Source organism: Muricoccus roseus (assembly GCF_900141905.1).
Classification (GTDB): domain Bacteria; phylum Pseudomonadota; class Alphaproteobacteria; order Acetobacterales; family Acetobacteraceae; genus Roseomonas; species Roseomonas rosea.
In genome coordinates, this window is record NZ_FQZF01000017.1 from 77,637 (window position 1) to 97,788 (window position 20,152).

Consider the following 20,152-nt stretch of genomic DNA (forward strand, 5'->3'; position numbering starts at 1 on the left):
CCTGCCTCCATCCAGCCCGGCGACAACGCGGGGCTATCCGTGCACGACACCCGCCGCGCGAAGCCGCGACAGCTCCTCCGCGCCCAGGACCGGACCGAGGATGTCGTCATTATGCTCGCCAAGACCAGGGGCGGGGCGGGCGAGGATGCCGGGGGTGCCGGAAAGACGCGGCACCTCCCCGTGCATCGGCAGCCAGCCCATTTCGGCATCCGGAACCTCGATCAGGCTCTCATGCTCGGCCACATAGGCGTCCCTCTCCAGGGCGGGGGCGTCCATGATCGGGCCGATGGTGACGCCCGCCGCGTCGAAATGGGCCAGGTTCTCGGCCATGCTCCGCTCGGCCACGAAGCCGCCGATGATCGCGTCGAGCGACTCCCAGTTCTGCAGCCGCGCGGCATTGGTGGCATAGCGCTCGTCCTGCAGCAGCTCCGGCCGGCCGATCGAGGCCAGGAGCTTCGCCGTCATCCCCTGGGTGGAGGAGGAAAGGCAGACCCAGCCGTCATCCCGGGTGCGGTAGGCATTCCTGGGGGCGGTGTTGGTGCTGCGGCTGCCCGTGCGCGGCTTGCGCCGGCCGGTGAGGCGCCAGTTGGCGATCTGCGGCTCCATCACGGAGAAGATCGGGTCGAACAGGGAGAGGTCCACCACCTGCCCGCGCCCATACGTGCCCTCTGCGGCCCGCAGCGCGATCATGGCGGCGGAGGCGCCGTAGAGGCCGGCATAGGCGTCGCCCATGAACATCGGCGGCAGCACCGGCTCGCGGTCCGCGAAGCCATTGACGGCGGCGAAGCCGGAATACCCCTCCACCAGCGTGCCGAAGCCGGGCTTGTGCCGGTAGGGGCCTGTCTGGCCCCAGCCCGAGACGCGGATGATGACCAGCTTCGGGTTGATGGCCAGCAGCGCCTCGGGGCTCAGCCCCATCGCCTCCAGCACGCCGGGGCGGAAGCTCTCCACCAGCATCGCCGCGTCCCGTGCCAGGCGGCGCACCGCCTCCTGGCCCTCGGGCGACTTCAGGTTCAGGCACACGCTCTTCTTGTTGCGGCACCAGGTCTTCCAGGCGGTGGAGATGCCCTCCACCTTCCAGGCGCGCAGGGTGTCGCCTTCCGGTGGCTCCACCTTCACCACCTCGGCGCCGTGGTCGGCCAGAACCTTGGTCAGCAGGTTGCCGGCGACGAGGCGCGAGAGGTCGATGACCCGTACCCCGTCCAATGCACCCTTCGCCGCCGGGTCGAATTCACGGCGGCGAAGGCGGGGCGTGTTGTCGGCGTTGCTCATTCGATCCGGATGTTCGCGGTGGAGGCGACCTGCTTCCACTGGCTGAGGTCACGTTGCAGGAAGGCGTCGCCCTCGGCGGCGGAAAGGGGAGTGGGTGTGGCGCCCTCGCCCTCCAGATAGGTCGCGAGCCGGCCGCCCGAGAGGGCCTCGTTCGCGGCAGCGTTCAGCGCCTCGCGGATCGCCGGCGGCGTCCCGCGCCGGGCGAGCAGGCCCCACCAGATGCTCGCGGCGTAATCGGGCAGGCCGCTCTCCTTCGGGGTCGGGGCCTTCGGGCCCTTGGCCGGCGGGTTCTCGCCGGTCCAGCCGATCACCTTCACGCGGTTGCCGCTGATGATGCCGCCCGCCGAGGGCAGGGTGGTGAAGATGAGCTGGATGGTACCCGCCGCGAGATCCGTCGTGGCCGGTCCCATGCCGCGATAGGGCACGTGCTGCATCTGCAGCCCGCCCGCCTTCTGCGCGAAGAGTTCGGCCGAGAGATGGTTGATGCTGCCCGGCCCGGCCGAGCCGTAATCCACCTTGCCCGGATTGGCCCGGAGATAGGCCACGAGCTCAGCGAGCGTGTTGGGCGCGAAGCCCGGCGCGGCGAGAACCACCAGCGGCGCGGCGGCGAGCATCGCCACCGCCTCAAAATCCCCGCTCGCGTCATAGGGCGTCCGCTGGGTCGCCGCGCTGGTCGCGAAGGTGGAGGAGGTGACCATCAGCGTCAGCCCATCGGCAGGGCTGCGCACCACCTCCGCCGAGCCGATCGTGCTGCCGGCGCCAGGGCGGTTCTCCACCACGAAGGGCTGGCCGAACTTGGCCTGCAGGTGCTCGGCGAGCGGCCGCGCGACCGCGTCGTTGCTGCCGCCGGGCGGGAAGGGGACGATGACGCGCACGGGGCGGGAGGGCCATCCGCCCAACCCGCCGGCCGCACCGCCCTGCGCGCGCGCCACCGTCGGCACGGCGAGGGCCGCTGCCCCCAGCGCGCGTCTCGTGATCCCGTTCATGCGTTCCTCCGCTTTTGCCGTGTTCATTCCGCGTCCGTCATTCAGCGCCGGGCAGGCCGAGCTTGCGCGCCAGCGCCAGCACCGCCTCGGCGCCCGCGACGAAGGGCGCATCCACCATGCTGCCATCGACAAGGAAGGCGCCGGTGCCCGAGGCGATCCGCTCGCGCGCGACCTCGACCACCCGCTTCGCGCGGGCGATCTCGGCCGGGCTCGGCTGGAAGGCCTGGTTCGCCATGGCGATCTGGCTGGGGTGGATGCAGCTCTTGCCCGCGAAGCCCATGCGGCGCGCGGCCTCGGCCTCGGCCCGGTAGGCGTCGGGCTGGTCCACCTTGGCGAAGGCGCCGTCATAGGCGGGCTGGTTGTGCTCGGCGGCCGCGAGGCGGATCTCCATCCGCAGATGGGCCAGCATCGCGGGGTCCATGCGGTCGAAGCCATAGGGTTCGAGAAGGTCGGCATAGCCGATCTGCAAACCGCAGGCGCGCGGATGCGCCCCCGCGATCTCATGGGCCAGCCGCAGGGCGCGCGGCGTCTCGATGTTGCAGAGGATGCCGATAGGCTCGGCGACGCCATTCGCGCGCTCCGCGCGCTCCAGCACGTCAGCGGCGGCCGCCACCTCTGCCGCGTCGCGGATCATCGGCAGGTTGATCATATGTGTGCCCGGCAGGGCGACCGCCGCGATGTCCCGCTCGAAATGCGGCGTGTCGATGCCGTTCACGCGGATGACGATGACCTTGCCGCCGTGATCCCCGCCGCGCAGGAAGGCTGCGAGCATGTCCCGCGCCTCGTCCTTGCGGTTCGGCGCCACCGCGTCCTCCAGGTCGAAGGACAGCGCATCCGCGGCGGAGGCCGCGGCCTTGGCGAAGAGTTCCGGCCGTGAGCCGGGCACGAACAGCTTGCTCCGCATCAGCACTGGTCGCACCCGCGTCACTCCCGAATGGCAGGCCGGGCATTTGGGCGCCGGCCGTTGGGCCAGGAGAATACGCCCGGCGCAGGGAAACATAATCTTGAGAATTGAACGTTCAGACGATAGGTTTTGTATCGAATGGACACGCGCTTCCTCGAGACCTTCCTCGCCGTCGTCGAGAATGGGTCGGTGGCGGGGGCCGCCAGGCGGCTGAACCTGACCCCGGCCGGCGTGGCGCAGCGCCTGCGCGCGCTGGAGGCGGAGATCGGCGCGCCACTCCTCGCGCGGGCCGGGCGGAGCCTGGTGCCGACCGGGGCCGGGGCGCGGATCGCTCAGCGTGCGCCGGCTCTCCTGGACGGCCTGCGGGACCTCGCCGCCCTCGCGACCGAGGATGCATTGGCGGGCGAGCTGCGCCTGGGCGCCGTGCCGACCGCCATCACCGGCCTGCTGCCCGACCTGATGATGTCGCTGCGCGACCGTCACCCCCGCATCGAGACCCGCATCGTGCCCGGCCGGTCGGAGGAGTTGTACGGGCGGGTGGCGGACGGTGCGCTCGATGCCGCGCTGATCGTGCAGCCCCCCTTTGAGATCCCGAAGACCTGCGGGTGGACGGCCCTGCGGGAGGAGCCGCTGATCGTCCTCGTCCCACGGCGGCTCGCCGGCGCCGATCCCCTGGCGGTGCTCTCGGCCGAGCCCTTCATCCGCTACGATTCCGCCTCCTGGGGCGGCAAGCTGGCCGGCGCCTATCTCCGCCAACGCCGCATCCGCCCGCGCGAGGGCGTGGAACTGGTCACGCTGGACGCCATTGCAGTCCTGGTGGACCGCGGCCTCGGCGTGTCGCTCGTGCCGGACTGGGCGCCGCCCTGGCCGGAGGGGCTCTCGTTGGCCAGGCTGCCGCTGCCCGACGCGCCGGCGCGCCGCATGGGGCTGGTCTGGGGCCGGGCCTCGCCCCGCCTTCGGCTGGTGCAGGCCCTGCTCGGCGGGGCTGCCGCAAGGGTGTAGGGGGGCTGGACGCGCTGCGCCGGCCGTGGAACCCCCTCGGTCCCTGAGAAGAAAGAGGTCGCCATGGTCACCGGCATCACCCGCAACGAGGGCAGTTCGGCCCAGCGCCGCGCCGTGCGCGACTGGCTCGCCGGGCTGGAGCGGCTCTCCCCGTCCATGGCGGAGATGGTGGTCACCGCCTGGGTGAGCGCCTGGACCTCCAGCCCCTTCGCGACGCTGGAGGAGATGCCCTATTCCACCCTCGCGCCGGACCACCGGCTGATGGACCATGTGAACCATGTCACCCGCGCCGGGCTGGACCTCGCGGCGCGTGCGGGGGCGGATTGGGGCGTCGCGGTGGAGCCCGACATCCTCGGCGCCATCCTCATGCTCCACGACGTGGACAAGCCGCTGATGTATGTGCGCCAGGACGGGACGGTGCGCGGCTCGCCACTCTCGCGCGAACTGCCGCATGGCGTGCCGGGCGCGATGCTGCTGCGGGAGATGGGCTTTCCGCACCGGGTGGTCCACACGGTCGCGACCCACGCGCATAACCAGCCCTTCCACGGCACCAACCCGGAAGCCTGGATCCTCCATTACGCGGATTTCTTCGCGACCGACCGCGCCCTGCTGCTGGCAGGAACCCAGCCCTTCTACCAGCGCAGGCACTGAGGCCGGGCGCCGCGCTATTCCGGGCGGCGCGGGATGATGGCGATGGTCCCGCTCACCTCCAACACGGCCAGTCGGATCTCCTCCATCCGGGTCAGGCCCTGGTTCTCGCGCGCGCTCTGCAGGATCTCGTCCTCGCAGATCCTCGCCTCCCGCATGCGGTCCTGCAGGGGTTGGCCATCCACCACGAGGATGGTGGGCAGCCCCTCAAGGATTCGGTCGGCCGGGCGATGGCGCGCCTTCAGCCAGCGCATGGCCACGTCCAGGCCGAGCAGCGTCGCGATGACGAGCAGGCCGTTGGTGAGGGAGAAGTCCTCGCCGAGAAGGGATTGCTGGGTGGCCTCGCCGACCACGAGCAGCAGGACGAAGTCGAAGGTCGTGATGTGGCTCATGCTGCGCCGGCCGGTGATCCGGAAGAGCAGCGTGAGGGCGACATAGATCGCGACGGCGCGGAGGACGCTTTCCATTACGGCAGCACGACCAGGCGCAGGGGAATGGCGGCCTCGCCGATGGCGAGCTGCCCGCTGACGATCCCCGGCCGGCTGGAGCGGAGCTTCAGCAGGATCTCCGCCCGCTCGCCCTCGGGCGGCGGATCGAAACGCAGCCAGATGCGGCCGGGCGCGCGTGACTCGCCCGCCGGTTGCGGCTCGATACCGGAGATCTCCACCGGCCCGGCCAGCCCGCCTTCCAGGCGCAGCTCCAACGGGCCGCGATGCGGGGCGAGGCCGCGGATGCGGAGCTGGCTGTCCCGCCCGATGCGTTCGATCCATTCCCATTCGGCCTCGATGGCGCCATCCGCGCTGCGTGCGCTGGCCTGGGCCAGCGGCCCGCCGCCGAACACCCCGGCCATGCCGAGCAGGACGACCAGCGCCATGGCGCCCCAGCCGATCCGCTGGAAGCGCCAGACGCGCCGCTGGAAGGCGAGATCCTCCCCGACGAGCCGGGAGGCCTCCTGAAGCTGGGTTGGGGCCATGGCGGGGCAACGCGGGCTGGGCAGTGGCGTTGCCCCGGGGCCTTCACGCCCCGGGCGGCGCATGCGAAAGCCGGGATATGCGCATCCATGTCCAGAATCCCGCTAACGACCCGGAATTCTCCATCACGGAGGCCCAGTGGCGCGCCGCCATCGCACGCAGCCCGGACATGGCGGGGCTTCAGGTCTCCTTCGCCAGCGACGATCCGGGTTTCGCCGCCGCCCTGCCGGAAGCCGAGGTGCTGCTGACCTGGGTACGGCCGCTGCGCCAGCGCTTCCCGGTGGGTGCGCTCCCCGGCGTCGCGCCAAAGCTGAAGGTCATCGCCTGCACCTCCGCGGGCGTGGACAGCGCCGCGCCCTTCGATTGGCTGCCCGATTCCGTCGCTCTGCTGAACAACCGCGGAACCCATGCCGAAAAGGCCGGCGAGTTCGCCATCATGGCGCTTCTGATGCTGCAGACGCATATGCCCGCCTTCGCCGACCAGCAGCGGCGCGGGGAATGGAAGCCGCTCTTCGCCTCCACCCTGGCCGGGCGGCGTGTGGTGATCGTCGGGCTGGGCTCGCTCGGCGGCGGCGTCGCCCGGCGGGCGAAGCAGTTCGGCATGACCGTGGTCGGCGTGCGCCACGGGAGCGAGCCGCATCCCGATTGCGACGAGACCCATCCCAACGAGGCGCTGGACGCGCTGCTACCGACGGCCGATTTCCTCGTCCTCGCCTGCCCGCTGACGGATCGGACCCGCAACCTGCTCTCGCGCGAGCGGATCGGGCTTCTGCCCCGGGGCGCGCGGCTCGTGAACATCGCCCGCGGCGCCGTCTGGGATCAGGACGCGGTCTGCGACGCACTCGATTCCGGTCATCTCGGCGGATGTGTTACCGATGTGGCTGTGCCGGAGCCGCTCCCCGCCGATCACCGCCTGTGGCGCACGCCCGGGATGATCGTCACGCCGCATGTCTCGGCCGATGATCGCGAGCGGTACAACGACCGCACGCTCGACATCCTGTTCGACAACCTCCGCGCCCTGCGGGACGGCCGCCCCATGCCGAACCGGGTGGACCCCAGCAAGGGCTACTGAGCCCCGGGCCGGGCCGAAGCCCGGCCCCTACGCGGCTCAGCGCCTTGCGGGCATGGGCCAGGCGGCCTCGCGGAGGATCCGCATGGCGGCCTCGCGATGCGCGCCGTAGCCCGCCACCGGCGCCGTGTCGAAGCGCGGCTCGCCCAGGGCCCGCACGGCCGGCGGCACCGGGGCGCCCGGCAGCGTCGCGTAGAAGATGCCGCCGCCGAACTCCGCCTGGGCCTGTTCGGTCATCATGAAGTCGATGAAGCGGATCGCGTTCTCGCGATTCGGGGCCCCCTTGAGCAGACCGATGGCGGTGACGTTCAGCATGGCGCCGGGCTGTCCGGCGGCCTGGTCCGGCCAAGCCACCCGAAGGCGCGCCGCCGCTTCACGCTCCTCCGGCTTGGCCGAAGGAGCGCCGAGGCGGAGGAGATAGTAGTGGTTGCTGATCGCCACCGCGCAGCGCCCGGCAGCCACTTGCTGGATCTGGGTGAAATCGGAAGCCAGCGGGACATCCGGGGCGAAGTTGGCGGCCACCCCCTTCGCCCAGCGCAGCGCGCCCTCCTCGCCGAGCTGCCCGACCATGCGGGCCGTGACGGAAAGGTTGTAGGCGGTGGGGGCGGTGGGGCAGACCCGCCCGCGGAAGCGCGGCTCGGCCAGTTCGGCGAGGGTGGCGGGCGCGGCCCCGTCGTCCTTGCGCACCACGAGGATGCGGGCGCGAGCCGAGACGCCCGTCCAGAGATTCGCAGGATGGCGCAGATGCGCGGGCACCCGCGCCGTGGCGGCGGAAGCATAGGGCTCGAACACGCCGGCGGCCTCCAGCTGCGCGAGCGCGCTGGCATCCGTGCCCAGCATCACGTCCCCCGCCCCACGCGGGCTGGCGCCCAGCGCCGTGACGGCGGCATTGCCGGCATTGGGGACGAAATGCAGCCGGATGCCCGTCTCCCGCGTGAAGCGGGCGAAGGGCTCCTGCTCCGCCGAGCCGGGGCGCTGCGCGATGATGGCCAGCTCCCCCTGGGCGAGAGCGGGGGCGGAGAAGGGCAAGGCGAGGAAGCCGGCGGCGAGGAAACGGCGTGTGAACAGGCCCATAACGATCTCCGGTAAGGGGAGCTCCCTTTACCGCGGCTCCGCCGATTCAAGAATGCAAATTGTTCGCAAATAACCGCCCCGCCACCCGGTTCCTTGTTCCGGAACGACAAACCGGCGCGCCGGCCCCGCGTTGAGCCGGGATGCGTATCCATTCGATCGAGTGCGGCTCCATGCGGCCCTTCGGGGGCCGGCTCTGGGACGGGGAGACCCGGGGCTTCGGCCCGGCCCATCTCGCCTGCCGCTGCCTGCTGGCGGAAACCGAGGCCGGGCTGGTGCTCATCGACACGGGCTTCGGGCTGGAGGATGTGAACCAGCCCGTGCCCCGCCTGAACACGGCCTTCTACCTCGCGGACCGGGTGCATCTGGAGGCGGATGAAACCGCCATCTCTCGCATCCGCCAGCTCGGCCTGGACCCGCGGGACGTGCGCCACATCGTCATGACCCATCTCGACTTCGACCATGCGGGCGGGTTGACCGACTTCCCCTGGGCCACGGTGCATGTGCATGCCGTGGAACTGGCCGCCTCCCGCCGGCGGGCGGGGGCGATCGCGCGCGGCCGCTACCGCCCGGCCCAGCTGGCGCATCCGATGGAGGAATACAGCCTGCCCGGCCCGATGTGGTTCGGCCTGCCCACCATCCGTGGGCTGGAGGGGCTGCCACCCTCCATCTTCCTCGTCCCCTTGCCGGGCCACACGGCCGGGCATTGCGGGGTCGCGCTCGAAACGCCGCAGGGCTGGGTCCTCCATGCGGGCGACACTGTGTTCATGCATTCGGAGCTGGAACCGCCGATGCGGATGCCCCCGCTGGCTGCGGCCTATGCCAATGTCATGCAGGTGAACCGGGAGGCCCGGCTGCAGAGCCGGCGGATGCTGCGCGCCCTGGCGCGGGAGCATGGCGACGAGGTGACCATCCTCTGCACCCATGACCCCGTGCTGCCTTCCGGCGCGGCGGCACGGCTGGTCACGCAGGCCGGCGCCGGCGTTCGCGCGCCCGAGCCTGCGCCGCCTTCCGCCTGACGCCCTTCCTCTACCCCGGCACGAGCCGCGCCAGCGCCTGCTCCCGCCAGAGGATGAAGAGGCCGGCGCCAACGATGATCGCCGCGCCGACCAGGCTCCGCAGCGTCAGCATCTCGCCGAAGAAGAGGTAGCCGAAGAGGATCCCCCAGGGGATCAGCGTGTAGTGCAGCGGCATGACGGTGGAGGCCGGGGCGAGGCGGAGCGAGTGCGTCACGCACACATTGCCGGCGAGCGACCCGAGGCCGAGCACGATCAGCAGCACGGTTTCGAGCGGACCGGGCGCGACCCAGGACTGCTGCGACACCAGCACCAGCCCCAGCAGCATGGCGACCAGGAACTGCCAGCCCAGCAGGACCGGCGCCGGCGTGCCCGCCAGGCGTCGCGTGGCGATCACGAAGAGCGCGTAGCCCAGGCTGCCCGCCACGGGCACCAGCGCCGCGAGCGAAAGGCTGCCCTGCGGGTTCACCGCCAGCACCACGCCGAGGAAGCCGACCCCGACCGCCGTCCAGCGCCGCCACCCCACACGCTCGCGGAGGAGGAGGGGGGACAGGGCTGTCACGAAGATCGGCGAGGCCATGTAGAAGGTGATCACCTCCGCCAGGGGCAGGAGGGACAGCGAGACGAAGAAGAGCGTCGCCTCCACCGCCGAGAGGCCGGCGCGCAGCGCCTGGAGCCCGGGCTGCCTCACCCTCAGCACGGCCGCGCGGGAGCGCCATAGCGAGGGAAGGAGGACGAGCAGCCCGACCGCGCTGCGGAAGAGAAGAAGCTGGCCGACCGCATAGGCGCCGACCAGCCATTTGCCGAGCGTGTCGTTCGCCGCGAAGAGCAGCACGCCCAGCAGCATCAGAATGACGCCCCGGGCGGTGTTCCGGCTGCCCAGGGAGTCGGTCATGCAAGAGAGATGGTCGGGCGCCTCAGCCCTGCTGGAGCGCCGCGACGCCTGGCAGGGTCTTGCCCTCCAGCCACTCCAGGAAGGCGCCACCGGCCGAGGAGACATAGGTCATGCGCTCGGCCACGCCTGCATGGCGCAGGGCCGCCACCGTGTCGCCGCCGCCGCCGATGGACTTCAGCCCGGCGGACTGGGTGAGGCCCGCGACGCTCTGCGCCACCGCCACGGTCGCGGCATCGAAGGGCGGCGTCTCGAAGGCGCCGAGCGGGCCGTTCCACACGAGGGTGGAGGCCTGGCGCAGCCGGTTCTCGATCAGGCCCACCGTTTCCGGGCCCACATCCAGCGCCATCATGTCGGAGGGCACCGCATCCACCGTCACCGTGCGGGTCGCCGGATGCGCCTTGAACTCGGCCGCCACCACGAGGTCCCGCGGCAGGACGATCTCGCAATTTGCCGCCTTGGCCTCGTCGAGGATCCGCAGGGCGGTCGGGTGCATCTCCGCCTCCTGGAGCGACCGGCCCATGTCATGCCCCTGGGCGGCGAGGAAGGTGTTGGCCATGGCGCCGCCGATCACCAGCACGTCCACCTTCCGCGACAGGTTGCCGAGCAGGTCGAGCTTGGTGGAGACCTTGGCGCCGCCGACGATCGCGACCACGGGGCGGGAAGGGGTGCCGAGCGCGGCCTCCAGCGCCTCCAGCTCGGCCTGCATCAGCCGGCCGGCATAGGCGGGAAGAAGGCGGGCCACGCCCTCGGTGGAGGAATGGGCGCGGTGAGCGGCGGAGAAGGCATCGTTCACATAGGCGTCGCCGAGCTTGGCCATCGCGGCGGAGAGCGCCGGGTCGTTCTTCTCCTCGCCGGCATGGTAGCGCGTGTTCTCCAGCAGCAGCACGTCGCCGTCCTGCAGCTTCGCGACCGCGGCCTCGGCCTCCGGCCCGATGCAGTCATCGGCGAAGGCCACGGGCTTGCCGAGGATGGAGGAAAGCGCCTCGGCCAGCGGGCGCAGCGACATCTCGGACACGCGCTTGCCCTTCGGACGGTCGAAATGGGAGAGCACGACCACCTTCGCGCCCTTTTCCGACAGTTCCTTGATCGTGGGCACCAGGCGCTCGATCCGGGTGCGGTCGGTGATGGCGCCGTCACGCACCGGCACGTTCAGGTCGGCGCGCAGCAGCACGCGCTTCCCCTTGGCGTCGAGGTCGTCGAGGGTGCGGAAGGAGGCCATCGGTCGTGTTCCCCGGGGTGCTCAGGAAGTGCTGAAAGGGAAAGGGGGCGCCGAAGCGCCCCCGATCAGTGTCTCAGAGCGAGCCGAGCAGGGCGGCGGTGTCGCTCATGCGGTTCGAGAAGCCCCACTCGTTGTCGTACCAGGACATCACGCGGACCAGCCCGCCATCGACCACCTGCGTCTGCGTCGCGTCGAAGGTGGAGGAGTGGGAGTCGTGGTTGAAGTCGATGGAGACGAGCGGCTCGGTGTTGTAGCCGAGGATGCCCTTCAGGTCGGGGCTCTCGGAGGCTTCCTTCATCGCCGCGTTAATCGCCTCCTTGGTCAGGCCCTCGGTCTTCGCGGGCACGAAGTCCAGGCTGACGAGGGAGACGTTCGGGGTGGGGATGCGGATGGCGGTGCCGTCCAGCTTGCCCTTCAGCTCCGGCAGCACGAGGCCGACGGCCTTGGCCGCGCCCGTCGAGGTCGGGATGGCGGAAACCGCGGCGGCGCGGGCGCGGTGCAGGTCCTTGTGCAGCGTGTCCACCGTGTTCTGGTCACCGGTATAGGCGTGGATGGTGACCATGTAGCCGCGCAGGATGCCGAACTTCTCGTGCAGCACCTTGGCGATGGGCGCCAGGCAGTTGGTGGTGCAGGAGGCGTTGGAGACGATCTTGTGCTCGGGCTTCAGCGTCTTGTGGTTCACGCCATAGACGATGGTGGCCTGGGCGGAAGCGTCCGCATAAGCCTCGCCCCAGGTCACGGGGGCGGAGACCAGCACCTTGCGCGCGCCGGACTGCAGCAGCAGCGAGGCCTTCTCGGTGCTGGTGAAGATGCCGGTGCACTCGGCGGCGACGTCCACGCCGGCCCACTGGAGCTTGGTCGGGTCGCGCTCGGCCGTCACCTTGATCGGCTTGTAGGTGCGCCCGTTGGCCGAGATGACCATCGTGTCGCCCTCGACGCGGACCTCGCCGGGGAAGCGGCCATGGACGCTGTCATAGCGGAACAGATGCGCATTCGCCTCGACCGAGCCGAGGTCGTTGATATGCGTGAACTCGACATCGTCGCGCCCGCTCTCGAGGGCCGCCCGAAGCACCAGGCGGCCGATGCGCCCGAAGCCGTTGATCGCAACCTTGACCGCCATATCCATCCCTCTCCTTGGATCAGTTCACGCGGCGCTTTACCGCCGCCACCACCGCATCCGCGGTGATGCCGAAATGCCTGTAAAGATCGCCGGCCGGCGCGCTGGCGCCGAATCCCTGCATGCCGATGAAGATGCCATCGGGACCGAGCCAGCGCGACCACCCGAACTCCAGCGCCGCCTCGATTCCCACTCGCAGGGCGGAGCCGAGCACCGCATCGTGATAGGACGGGTCCTGCAGCGCGAAGAGCTCCCAGCAGGGCAGGGAGACCACCGCCGTCGGGATGCCCGCCTGCTCCAGCGCGTCGCGGGCCGCGAGCGCGATCTCCACCTCGGAGCCGGTGGCGATCAGCGTCGCCTTGCGGTCGCCCGAGGCCTCGGCCAGCACGTAGCCGCCGCGCGCCGTGCGGTTCTCGCCCGCATCGCTCCGCACCGTCGGCAGGTTCTGGCGCGAGAGGGCGAGCACGGTCGGCCCGTCCGCCCGCTTGACCGCCAGCTCCCAGGCCTCCGCCGTCTCGATCACGTCGGCCGGGCGGAAGACATGCAGATTGGGGATGACGCGCAGCGCCGCCAGCGTCTCGACGGGCTGGTGGGTCGGGCCGTCCTCGCCCAGGCCGATGCTGTCATGGGTCAGCACATGCACCACCCGCTGCCGCATCAGGGCCGCGAGGCGGATGGCCGGGCGCATGTAGTCGCTGAAGACGAGGAAGGTGCCGGAATAGGGGATGATGCCCCCATGCAGCGCCATGCCGTTCATGGCCGCGGCCATGCCGTGCTCGCGGATGCCCCAATGGACGAAGCGCCCGCCCCAGTTCTCGGCGGAAAGGGCCGGGATGCCCTTCACGTTGGTGTTGTTCGAGCCGGTGAGGTCGGCGGAGCCGCCGATCATCTCGGGCACGGCCGGCACCAACGCCTCCAGCGCCTTCTGCGAGGCCACCCGGGTGGCGAGCTTGGGCTTCTCGGCCACGGCCTTGGCCTTCCACTCGCCGATGGCGGCGTCCCAGCGCTCGGGCAGCTTGCCGGCCATGGCGCGCTCGAAATCGGCGCGCTGCGGGTGCTTGGCCAGCCGCTTCAGCCAGGAGCGGCGCGTGCCCCCGCCACGCTTGCCCGCGGTCTCCCAGGCTTCGCGGATGTCGTCCGGCACCTCGAAGGGGCCGGCCTCCCAGCCCAGTGCCGCCTTCGCCGCTGCGGCCTCCTCGGGGCCCAGCGGGGCGCCATGGCTGCCGGCGGTGCCCGCCTTCTTCGGCGCGGAGAAGCCGATGATGGTGCGGCAGGCGATCAGCGTCGGCCGGCGGGACTTGGTGGCGGCGTTCAGAGCGGCCGCGAGCGCCTCGTGGTCGTGCCCGTCCACGCGCCGCACGGCCCAGCCATAGGCCTTGAAGCGCGCCAGCGTGTCCTCGGAGACGGAAAGGGACGTGTCGCCGTCAATGGAGATGTGGTTGTCGTCCCAGAGGACCGTCAGTTTGCCCAGGCCGAAATGCCCGGCCAGCGAGGCCGCCTCGTGGGAGATCCCCTCCTGCAGGTCGCCGTCGGAGGCGATCACCCAGGTGCGGTGGTCCACCAGGCTCTTGCCGAAGCGCGCCGCCAGGTGCCGCTCGGCCATGGCCATGCCGACCGCGGTGGAGATGCCCTGGCCCAGCGGGCCCGTGGTCGTCTCGATGCCGGGATGCTCGCCCACCTCCGGGTGGCCGGCGGCCGGGGAGTGGAGCTGGCGGAAGCGCTTCAGCTCCTCCACGCCCATTCCCGCATGGCCGGACAGGTGCAGCCACGCATAGAGCAGCATGGAGCCATGGCCCGCGCTGAGCACGAAGCGGTCACGGTCCGGCCAGCGGGGGTCGGCCGCGTCATGCTTCAGGAAGCGGGTGAAGAGGACGGCCGCCGCGTCGGCCATGCCCATGGGCATGCCGGGATGGCCGGATTTCGCCGCTTCGACGCCATCGATCGCCAGGGCGCGGATTGCATCCGCCATACGGCGGATGGGCGTGGCGGGGCGGGCAAGGATCGCATCCTGCGCCACCAGAGCGGGGCTGCGCTCCGGAGTGGCGGGTTGCCGGTCGGGTTCCAGGGTGGCCAAGTGAAGGGTGTCTCCCGCGGCAGTGCCGGGCATGGCGTCGCCCGCCGGCTGCGCAGCGGCGAGGCGGGGCGTCCCAGTCGCGTTGCGCGCCGCTATAGAGGCGGCCCGGCAAGATGCCAACCCTGCGGCGCGGGCGGGGCGGGGCCTTCCGGCCGGCGGGCGTGCATAATTCCGCGTGCCGGCACACGAGAAACCTGCCATAAACTGAGACGGCGGATGCAGCTGTCTCTTTGGTGTCACCAAATTGGCAAATTGCATCCTGATAGCGGACAGGAATCGATCCTTCATGCCTCCGGAAGAGGCTCCGATGCGCCGCCTCCGTCGGGGGGTCGCATTGGGCGTATCCAGCCTTCTCGCCGTGGCGCTGGCCGCGGCGGCACTGGCCCTCCTGGCACCGCCGGCCATGGCCGCCCCCGCCACGGCCGGGCTGCTGCTGCTGCTCGTCGCCGGACTGCTGAGCGTCCTCTATCGCTCCTGGCCACGCCTTCGCCGCGCCGCCCTGCTGCGCGAGGCGGTCGACCGGACCGCCGTCCGCTACGCCGCCTTCGCGCGGGACCGCACCCTGCTGGACCGCAGCCCGGCCTTTGACCTGCCGGGCATCGACCCCCGGCCGGTGCCCCCCGGGGCGAAGCTCGATGACCTGCTGGCCGCCCATGGCCGGGATCCCGCTGCCATCGCCCAGCAGATCGCCGAGCACGAGGACGATTCCCGCACCGAATATGACCGTGCCCTGCCGGATGGCCGCGTGCTGCAGGTGAGCAAGCGCCGCCTCTCCGGCGGGGAGGTCGCGCGCTTCGCCCTGGATGTCACGGGGACGCGGGCCAGGGACATGCGCGCCCGCGCCATTCATGACAGCGTGCCCGCCGCCATCTGGCACCTGGATCACGAGGGGCGCAGCCTGGCGGCCAATCAGCGGCTCCTGGATTTCTTCGGCGGCCGGCTCCCGGCGACCCTGATGGAAAGCGGCCTTCAGCAACTCGGCCAGCCCGGCGAGGGTCCCTTCGGCCTGCCGACCGGGCGCGAGGTGGAAGGCGTCCTGCCGTCGCGGGACGGCGCCGCCGAACGGCGCTTGATCGTCACCGCCTCGCCCTGGCTGCCCGGGGAGCGCGGCGGCAACCAGGCCATCCTGATGCTGCTCGACGTCACGCGGCTGCACGCGGCGCAGGCCCAGGCCGTGCATTTCGCGTGGCACGACCCGCTCACCGGTCTGCCCAACCGCTTTCGCTTCCAGCAGGCCCTGGCCGAGCTGGCCGCCCATCCCGATGGCGGCTCGGTCCTGCTCGTCGACCTGGCCGGGGTGCGCGCGGTGAATGATTCGCTCGGCCAGCAGGCGGGTGATTCGATGCTGCGCGAGGCGGCACGGCGCCTGTGCGAGCAACTCCGCCCCGGTGACGCCGCCTTCCGCCTCGGGGGCGACGAATTCGCGGTGATCGCGGGCGGGCTGCGGACCCCCCAGGCGGCGGGCGCGATGGCGGGGCGCATGCAGCGCGCCTTGGCCGCGCCCTTCGACCTGGGCGGCGGCCCGGCGCCGCTGCGGGCCGCCATCGGCCATGCGCATCTTCCCGATGACGCGCGGGACGCGGATGCTCTGCATCGCGCCGCGGCCCTGGCCTTGGCCCAGGCCAAGCGGCAGGGCAACGGCACCGTCACCGCCTATGACCCGGTGCTGGGGGAGCGGGTGGCGCGCCGGCTGGCGCTGCGCGAGAAGCTGATGGCGGCCGTGGCGGCCGGCAGCTTCGAACTTGCCTGGCAGCCACAGGTGGATGCCCGGACCGGGAGTTTGCGCGGCGCTGAGGCCCTGCTCCGCTGGCCCGGCGGCCCCGGTGGCCCGATCTCCCCGGCCGAGTTCCTGCCGGAGGCCGAGATGGTTGGGCTGATGCCCGCCATCGATGCCTGGGTGCTGGAGGAGGCGCTGCGCCAGAAGGCCGCCTGGATGAAGGCCGGGACCGGGCCGGAGGTCGTCGGCGTGAACATCTCCCCGGCCACGCTGCGCGACATCGAGTTCCCGGCCCGTGTCCAGGCCAGCCTCGCCCGCCACGGCGTCGCGCCCGAGGCGCTGGAGGTCGAGATCCCCGAGGACGTGGCCGCGCGGGATATCGACGCCATCGCCCCCGTGCTGCACGAGCTGATCGCCGATGGCGTGCGGCTCTCGCTCGATGATTTCGGCGGCGGCAGCTCGGCCCTGGCGCATCTGCTGCGCCTGCCGGTGGACCAGGTGAAGCTCGACCGTTCCATCGTCGCTGGCCTGCCGGGCGGGGCGCGGGAGCGTGCCATCCTCCGCGCCGTGGCCACCCTGGCACGCGGCATGGAGATCCCCCTCCTGGCCGAGGGGGTGGAGACCGAGGCGCAGCGCGAGGCCCTCGTCGCCGAGGGCTGCACGGTGATGCAGGGCTGGCTCTTCGGCCGTGCGGTGCCGGCGGGGGAACTCGTCGCGCGCTGAGGGTACCGGGGGCCCCTCCGGCGTCGGCCAGCCGGGCCGGTCAGCCGGGCCGGTTGGCCCGGGCGAGAACGGCCTCGAACAGCACCTGGCACCCGTCGGCGGCCTCCTCCGGGAGGATGCTCTCCGCCTCGTTGTGCGAGAGACCGTCCTTGCAGGGCGTGAAGATCATCGCGGTCGGGATCCGGCGCGCCACATAGACGGCGTCATGCCCCGCGCCCGAGATGATCTCGCGCGCCGGGAGGCCGAGCCGGGCGGCGGCGTCTCGCACCAGGGCGACGCATTCCGGGTCGAAGGGCTGGGCGGGGATGCGGAACAACTCGCGCAGCTCCAGCGAAAGCCCGACCTCCCGCGCCATCTCCTGCGCGCGCGCCGGGAAACCGGCGGCGAGGGCCTCGATCTCTTCCCCTGAGGGATGCCGGAACTCGACGGAGAAGCGCACCTCGCCCGGCACCACATTGCAGGAATTGGGGAAGACCTGAAGCCGCCCCACGGTCCCCCGCCCATCCTCGCCCCGGGCGCGCATCATCTCGTCCACGAGGGTGACGATTCGCGCGGCGCCTACCAGCGCGTCGCGCCGTGTGGAGGGCGGAGTGGTGCCGGCATGCGCGTCCTGCCCCGTCAGCACCGCATCGTACCAGACCTGGGCCTGGCCGCCGGTGACGATGCCGATGCGCTTGCCCTCCCGCTCCAGGATCGGGCCCTGCTCGATATGCAGCTCGAAATAGGAATCCGCCTCGAAGGGGCGGGCGGGATGCTCGCCGCGATAGCCGATGCCCTCCAGCGCCTCGAGCACCGAGACCCCCTCCAGGTCACGCAAGTCGTAGGTCGCCTCCTGCTCATAGACACCGGACCACACGCCGCTGCCCATGAGGGAATGGCCGAAGCGGCTGCCCTCCTCATCGGTCCAGTTGATGAGCTCGAGTGGCGCCTCGGTCTCGATGTTCAGGTCGTGCAGGGTGCGCATGACCTCCAGCCCCGCGATCACGCCCAGCGCGCCGTCGAACTTGCCGCCGGTCGGCTGGCTGTCGAGATGGCTGCCGAAGAGGACGGGCTTGCGGCTCGGGTCCCGGCCGGGGCGGCGGGCGAACATGTTGCCCATGGAATCCACCCGGACGGTCAGCCCCACGGCCTGGCACCACTGGCTGAACTGGTCACGGCCGGCCCGGTCCACCTCGGTCAGCGTCAGCCGCTTGACCCCGCCTTTGGGCGTGGCGCCTATCTCGGCCATCGCCATCAGCGTGTCCCAGAGCCGGCGGGAATCGATGCGCTGATTGGTTCCGGTCATGGCGGCTCGCTCCGACGTGATTCGGTTCGGATGAATGCGGCGCCCGCCCGCGCGGAGCAAGGGCCGCCGGAGCGATGACACGCGCGGGACGCCTTGCAGTCGGCCGTCGTCGGCGCGAGTTTGCGCAGCCCCCGCTGACCGGAACCCGCCATGGCGCATGCGCTCCCCTCCGCCCCCAAGCTGCTTCGCAACAGCTACCTCGACACGCCGGAGATCCGGCAGACGCGCGTGGACCTCGCCGCCTGCTTCCGCATGGCCGCGCGGCTGGGCCTGCAGGAGGGCATCTGCAACCACCTCTCCGCCCTGGTGCCGGGCCGGCCGGACCTGATGCTCGTGAATCCCTATGGCTGGGCCTTCGGGGAGATCACCGCCTCGCGCCTGCTGATCTGTGACTTCGAGGGCCATGTCCTGGCGGGGGAGGGCACGCCGGAGGCCACCGCCTTCTACATCCATGCGCGCCTGCACCTGCGCCACCCCCGCGCCACCGCCGCCTTCCACACGCACATGCCGAACGCGACGGCACTCTCGATGTTGGAGGGCCCGCCGCTGGTATGGGCCGGGCAGACCGCCCTGAAGTTCTACGGCCGCACCGCGGTGGACGAGGCCTATAACGGCTTGGCGCTGGACACCGCCGAAGGCGACCGCATCGCCGCGGTGATGGAGGGCGCCGATATCGGTTTCCTCAAGAACCACGGAGTGATGGTGGTCGGTCCTTCCATCGCCGAGGCCTGGGACGACCTCTACTACCTCGAGCGCGCGGCCGAGGTGCAGCGCCTGGCCTTCTCCACCGGGCGCCCGTTGAAGCCGGTGCCGAAGGACGTGGCGGAGCGCACCTATGCCCAGATGCGCGCCGGGGATTCCGAGAGCGCGCGGCTGCATCTGGAGAGCGTGAAGCGGATCCTGTCGCGCGAGGAGCCGGACTATCTCGACTGAGGCTTCCCAGGCCGGCGCGGCCCGGGAGGCACCGAGCCAGGGCTTCGGCCTGCTCTGCCTCGCGGTCACGGCCATGGGCTGGGGGCTCAACTGGCCCGTGCTCAAGGCGCTGCTCGCCGAGATGCCGCCGATGGCCGCCCGCGGCCTGGCCGGGCTGCTGGCGGCCCTGGCCCTGGCGGGCTTCGCCGCCCTCCGTGGCGTGCCGCTCGCCGTTCCCCCGGGCCGATGGGGCCCGCTGGTCGCCGCCTCGCTCCTCAACGTCACGGCCTGGATGGGGCTCGCGACCATGGGGCTTCTCTATCTGGGCGCAGGGGAGGGGGCGATGATCTGCTACACCATGCCCGCCTGGACCGCGCTGGCGGCCTGGCCCGTGCTGGGAGAGAAGCCCTCGGCCCGCCGCTTGCTGGCGCTCCTGCTCGGCATGGGCGGCGTCGCCATCCTCGTCACCTCCGGTGGCACGTCGCTGGACTGGGGCAAGATGCCGGGGGTGGCGATGATCCTCTCCGGCGCCATCCTCTTCGCCCTGGGCACGGTCTGGTTCAAGCGGAACCCCGTGGGGCTGAACCCACTGGCCTCGGTGGCCTGGCAGGTGGGGCTGGGCTGTCTGCCCCTCGCCATCGCCTCTCCCTTCCTGGAACATTTCGACGCCGGCGCCGTCTCCATGCGCGGCTGGGCCGCCTTCCTCTACATGGCGGCCATCCCGCTCTGCCTCTGCTACCTCGCCTGGTTCGCGGCGCTGGCCGCCCTGCCCGCCGGGGTGGCCGCGATCGGCACGCTGGTGACGCCCGTGATCGGCGTCATCTCCGGCGCGCTGCTGCTCGGGGAGCCGCTCGGGATACGCCAGGGGGCGGCGCTGGTGCTCACGCTGGCCGGCATCCTGCTCGCCATCCGGGAGCCCGCCCGGGGCAGGGGCTGATACTCCCTGGACACTGCTGGGATTTGCTCGGAGGGCTCCGCCCTCCACCCGCCAAGGGCCTGAGGCCCTTGGAACCCCATCTGACTGCCGTGGATACCCCGGATCGAAGGGGTCCCTGGTTGAAGGGCGGCTTTCCTGCGTTTGCAGTCGCCTGAGGTCCTAGACCTCAGGCGCACCGTCAGCCGAGCGATTCCAAACTCGAAGAAAAAGATGATGGGTCGAAGGCACTGCCTTCGACGGGTCCGGGAAGAGGAAGAATTCCTTCTTCCTCTTCCCGGGGACAGACCGACACCCCAGAACAGGCCCACCCCGTGCGCGCGGCCGCATTCCGGCC

The 20,152-nt window shown here is 71.4% G+C and carries 18 protein-coding genes; 7 read left to right on the forward strand and 11 right to left on the reverse strand.

All coding sequences use genetic code 11. The features are described from left to right. Positions 1 to 33: 33 nt before the first annotated feature. From BUB97_RS15085 to BUB97_RS15095, 3 genes are read right to left on the reverse strand one after another with little or no spacing between them, the layout of a single operon-like run. The gene (locus BUB97_RS15085) at positions 34 to 1,272 is read right to left on the reverse strand and encodes a CaiB/BaiF CoA transferase family protein (protein ID WP_073136157.1); all 1,239 of its coding nucleotides are present in this window, start codon (positions 1,270 to 1,272) and stop codon (positions 34 to 36) included. Further along, entirely contained in the window at positions 1,269 to 2,258 is a 990-nt protein-coding gene (locus BUB97_RS15090) for a Bug family tripartite tricarboxylate transporter substrate binding protein (protein ID WP_073136159.1), read from the reverse strand. Before BUB97_RS15090 ends, BUB97_RS15085 begins: the two co-directional genes overlap by 4 nt. A gap of 37 nt (positions 2,259 to 2,295) precedes the next feature. Further along, complete coding sequence (locus BUB97_RS15095; protein ID WP_217659680.1) at positions 2,296 to 3,177, reverse strand: HpcH/HpaI aldolase/citrate lyase family protein; 882 nt, start codon at positions 3,175 to 3,177, stop codon at positions 2,296 to 2,298. A 123-nt stretch (positions 3,178 to 3,300) separates the two neighbouring features. Between BUB97_RS15095 and BUB97_RS15100 the strand changes: the two genes are divergently transcribed. Beyond that, complete coding sequence (locus BUB97_RS15100) at positions 3,301 to 4,164, forward strand: LysR family transcriptional regulator (RefSeq protein WP_073136161.1); 864 nt, start codon at positions 3,301 to 3,303, stop codon at positions 4,162 to 4,164. A gap of 63 nt (positions 4,165 to 4,227) precedes the next feature. Then, positions 4,228 to 4,815, forward strand: coding sequence for an HDIG domain-containing metalloprotein (locus BUB97_RS15105; RefSeq protein ID WP_073136163.1), 588 nt, complete (start codon positions 4,228 to 4,230; stop codon positions 4,813 to 4,815). 14 nt (positions 4,816 to 4,829) lie between these two features. Here the strand turns inward: BUB97_RS15105 and BUB97_RS15110 are convergent, their stop codons facing one another. Further along, positions 4,830 to 5,279, reverse strand: coding sequence for a DUF421 domain-containing protein (locus BUB97_RS15110; RefSeq protein ID WP_073136165.1), 450 nt, complete (start codon positions 5,277 to 5,279; stop codon positions 4,830 to 4,832). Further along, positions 5,279 to 5,785 carry a hypothetical protein gene (locus tag BUB97_RS15115; RefSeq protein WP_073136167.1) on the reverse strand — a complete coding sequence of 169 codons (507 nt, stop codon included), beginning with the start codon at positions 5,783 to 5,785 and terminating at the stop codon, positions 5,279 to 5,281. Before BUB97_RS15115 ends, BUB97_RS15110 begins: the two co-directional genes overlap by 1 nt. A gap of 77 nt (positions 5,786 to 5,862) precedes the next feature. Between BUB97_RS15115 and BUB97_RS15120 the strand changes: the two genes are divergently transcribed. Continuing rightward, positions 5,863 to 6,855: a D-2-hydroxyacid dehydrogenase gene (locus BUB97_RS15120; protein WP_073136169.1), complete on the forward strand. Its 993-nt coding sequence runs from the start codon at positions 5,863 to 5,865 to the stop codon at positions 6,853 to 6,855. 36 nt (positions 6,856 to 6,891) lie between these two features. Here BUB97_RS15120 and BUB97_RS15125 read toward each other — a convergent pair whose 3' ends face one another. Further along, positions 6,892 to 7,926 carry an extracellular solute-binding protein gene (locus BUB97_RS15125; RefSeq protein ID WP_073136171.1) on the reverse strand — a complete coding sequence of 345 codons (1,035 nt, stop codon included), beginning with the start codon at positions 7,924 to 7,926 and terminating at the stop codon, positions 6,892 to 6,894. Positions 7,927 to 8,066: 140 nt separating this feature from the next. Here BUB97_RS15125 and BUB97_RS15130 point away from each other — a divergent pair, with 140 nt between their 5' ends. Continuing rightward, positions 8,067 to 8,942 carry an MBL fold metallo-hydrolase gene (locus tag BUB97_RS15130; protein WP_073136173.1) on the forward strand — a complete coding sequence of 292 codons (876 nt, stop codon included), beginning with the start codon at positions 8,067 to 8,069 and terminating at the stop codon, positions 8,940 to 8,942. Between the two features lie 10 nt (positions 8,943 to 8,952). On the opposite strand, the gene BUB97_RS15135 is transcribed toward BUB97_RS15130, so the two are convergent. The 4 genes from BUB97_RS15135 to tkt form a co-directional block, all read right to left on the reverse strand. Then, positions 8,953 to 9,834 (reverse strand): DMT family transporter, encoded by an 882-nt coding sequence (locus tag BUB97_RS15135; RefSeq protein WP_073136175.1) that lies wholly within the window; start codon positions 9,832 to 9,834, stop codon positions 8,953 to 8,955. Positions 9,835 to 9,856: 22 nt separating this feature from the next. Next, a complete protein-coding gene (locus BUB97_RS15140) occupies positions 9,857 to 11,053 on the reverse strand; it encodes a phosphoglycerate kinase (RefSeq protein WP_073136177.1) in 1,197 nt (398 codons plus the stop codon). Between the two features lie 73 nt (positions 11,054 to 11,126). Then, on the reverse strand, positions 11,127 to 12,173 hold the full coding sequence (gene gap / locus BUB97_RS15145) for a type I glyceraldehyde-3-phosphate dehydrogenase (RefSeq protein WP_073136247.1): 1,047 nt from the start codon (positions 12,171 to 12,173) through the stop codon (positions 11,127 to 11,129). Positions 12,174 to 12,192: 19 nt separating this feature from the next. Beyond that, complete coding sequence (gene tkt / locus BUB97_RS15150) at positions 12,193 to 14,139, reverse strand: transketolase (protein ID WP_086062233.1); 1,947 nt, start codon at positions 14,137 to 14,139, stop codon at positions 12,193 to 12,195. A 412-nt stretch (positions 14,140 to 14,551) separates the two neighbouring features. On the opposite strand from tkt, the gene BUB97_RS15155 reads away from it, so the two are divergent. Beyond that, positions 14,552 to 16,684 carry a putative bifunctional diguanylate cyclase/phosphodiesterase gene (locus tag BUB97_RS15155; RefSeq protein WP_139281356.1) on the forward strand — a complete coding sequence of 711 codons (2,133 nt, stop codon included), beginning with the start codon at positions 14,552 to 14,554 and terminating at the stop codon, positions 16,682 to 16,684. A gap of 40 nt (positions 16,685 to 16,724) precedes the next feature. On the opposite strand, the gene BUB97_RS15160 is transcribed toward BUB97_RS15155, so the two are convergent. Next, on the reverse strand, positions 16,725 to 17,969 hold the full coding sequence (locus tag BUB97_RS15160; RefSeq protein WP_175562641.1) for a Zn-dependent hydrolase: 1,245 nt from the start codon (positions 17,967 to 17,969) through the stop codon (positions 16,725 to 16,727). 150 nt (positions 17,970 to 18,119) lie between these two features. On the opposite strand from BUB97_RS15160, the gene BUB97_RS15165 reads away from it, so the two are divergent. Both BUB97_RS15165 and BUB97_RS15170 read left to right on the forward strand, forming a co-directional pair. Next, positions 18,120 to 18,902 carry an aldolase gene (locus BUB97_RS15165; RefSeq protein ID WP_073136254.1) on the forward strand — a complete coding sequence of 261 codons (783 nt, stop codon included), beginning with the start codon at positions 18,120 to 18,122 and terminating at the stop codon, positions 18,900 to 18,902. Between the two features lie 49 nt (positions 18,903 to 18,951). After that, positions 18,952 to 19,818: a DMT family transporter gene (locus tag BUB97_RS15170; RefSeq protein ID WP_277614034.1), complete on the forward strand. Its 867-nt coding sequence runs from the start codon at positions 18,952 to 18,954 to the stop codon at positions 19,816 to 19,818. Positions 19,819 to 20,152: the final 334 nt, after the last annotated feature.

Coding starts and splice junctions, on each gene's coding strand:
- BUB97_RS15085 (WP_073136157.1), bottom strand. CDS start 1,272: ATGAGCAACGCCGACAACACGCCCCGCCTTCGCCGCCGTGAATTCGAC.
- BUB97_RS15090 (WP_073136159.1), bottom strand. CDS start 2,258: ATGAACGGGATCACGAGACGCGCGCTGGGGGCAGCGGCCCTCGCCGTG.
- BUB97_RS15100 (WP_073136161.1), top strand. CDS start 3,301: ATGGACACGCGCTTCCTCGAGACCTTCCTCGCCGTCGTCGAGAATGGG.
- BUB97_RS15105 (WP_073136163.1), top strand. CDS start 4,228: ATGGTCACCGGCATCACCCGCAACGAGGGCAGTTCGGCCCAGCGCCGC.
- BUB97_RS15110 (WP_073136165.1), bottom strand. CDS start 5,279: ATGGAAAGCGTCCTCCGCGCCGTCGCGATCTATGTCGCCCTCACGCTG.
- BUB97_RS15115 (WP_073136167.1), bottom strand. CDS start 5,785: ATGGCCCCAACCCAGCTTCAGGAGGCCTCCCGGCTCGTCGGGGAGGAT.
- BUB97_RS15120 (WP_073136169.1), top strand. CDS start 5,863: ATGCGCATCCATGTCCAGAATCCCGCTAACGACCCGGAATTCTCCATC.
- BUB97_RS15125 (WP_073136171.1), bottom strand. CDS start 7,926: ATGGGCCTGTTCACACGCCGTTTCCTCGCCGCCGGCTTCCTCGCCTTG.
- BUB97_RS15130 (WP_073136173.1), top strand. CDS start 8,067: ATGCGTATCCATTCGATCGAGTGCGGCTCCATGCGGCCCTTCGGGGGC.
- BUB97_RS15135 (WP_073136175.1), bottom strand. CDS start 9,834: ATGACCGACTCCCTGGGCAGCCGGAACACCGCCCGGGGCGTCATTCTG.
- BUB97_RS15140 (WP_073136177.1), bottom strand. CDS start 11,053: ATGGCCTCCTTCCGCACCCTCGACGACCTCGACGCCAAGGGGAAGCGC.
- gap (WP_073136247.1), bottom strand. CDS start 12,173: ATGGCGGTCAAGGTTGCGATCAACGGCTTCGGGCGCATCGGCCGCCTG.
- tkt (WP_086062233.1), bottom strand. CDS start 14,139: ATGGCGGATGCAATCCGCGCCCTGGCGATCGATGGCGTCGAAGCGGCG.
- BUB97_RS15155 (WP_139281356.1), top strand. CDS start 14,552: ATGCGCCGCCTCCGTCGGGGGGTCGCATTGGGCGTATCCAGCCTTCTC.
- BUB97_RS15160 (WP_175562641.1), bottom strand. CDS start 17,969: ATGACCGGAACCAATCAGCGCATCGATTCCCGCCGGCTCTGGGACACG.
- BUB97_RS15165 (WP_073136254.1), top strand. CDS start 18,120: ATGGCGCATGCGCTCCCCTCCGCCCCCAAGCTGCTTCGCAACAGCTAC.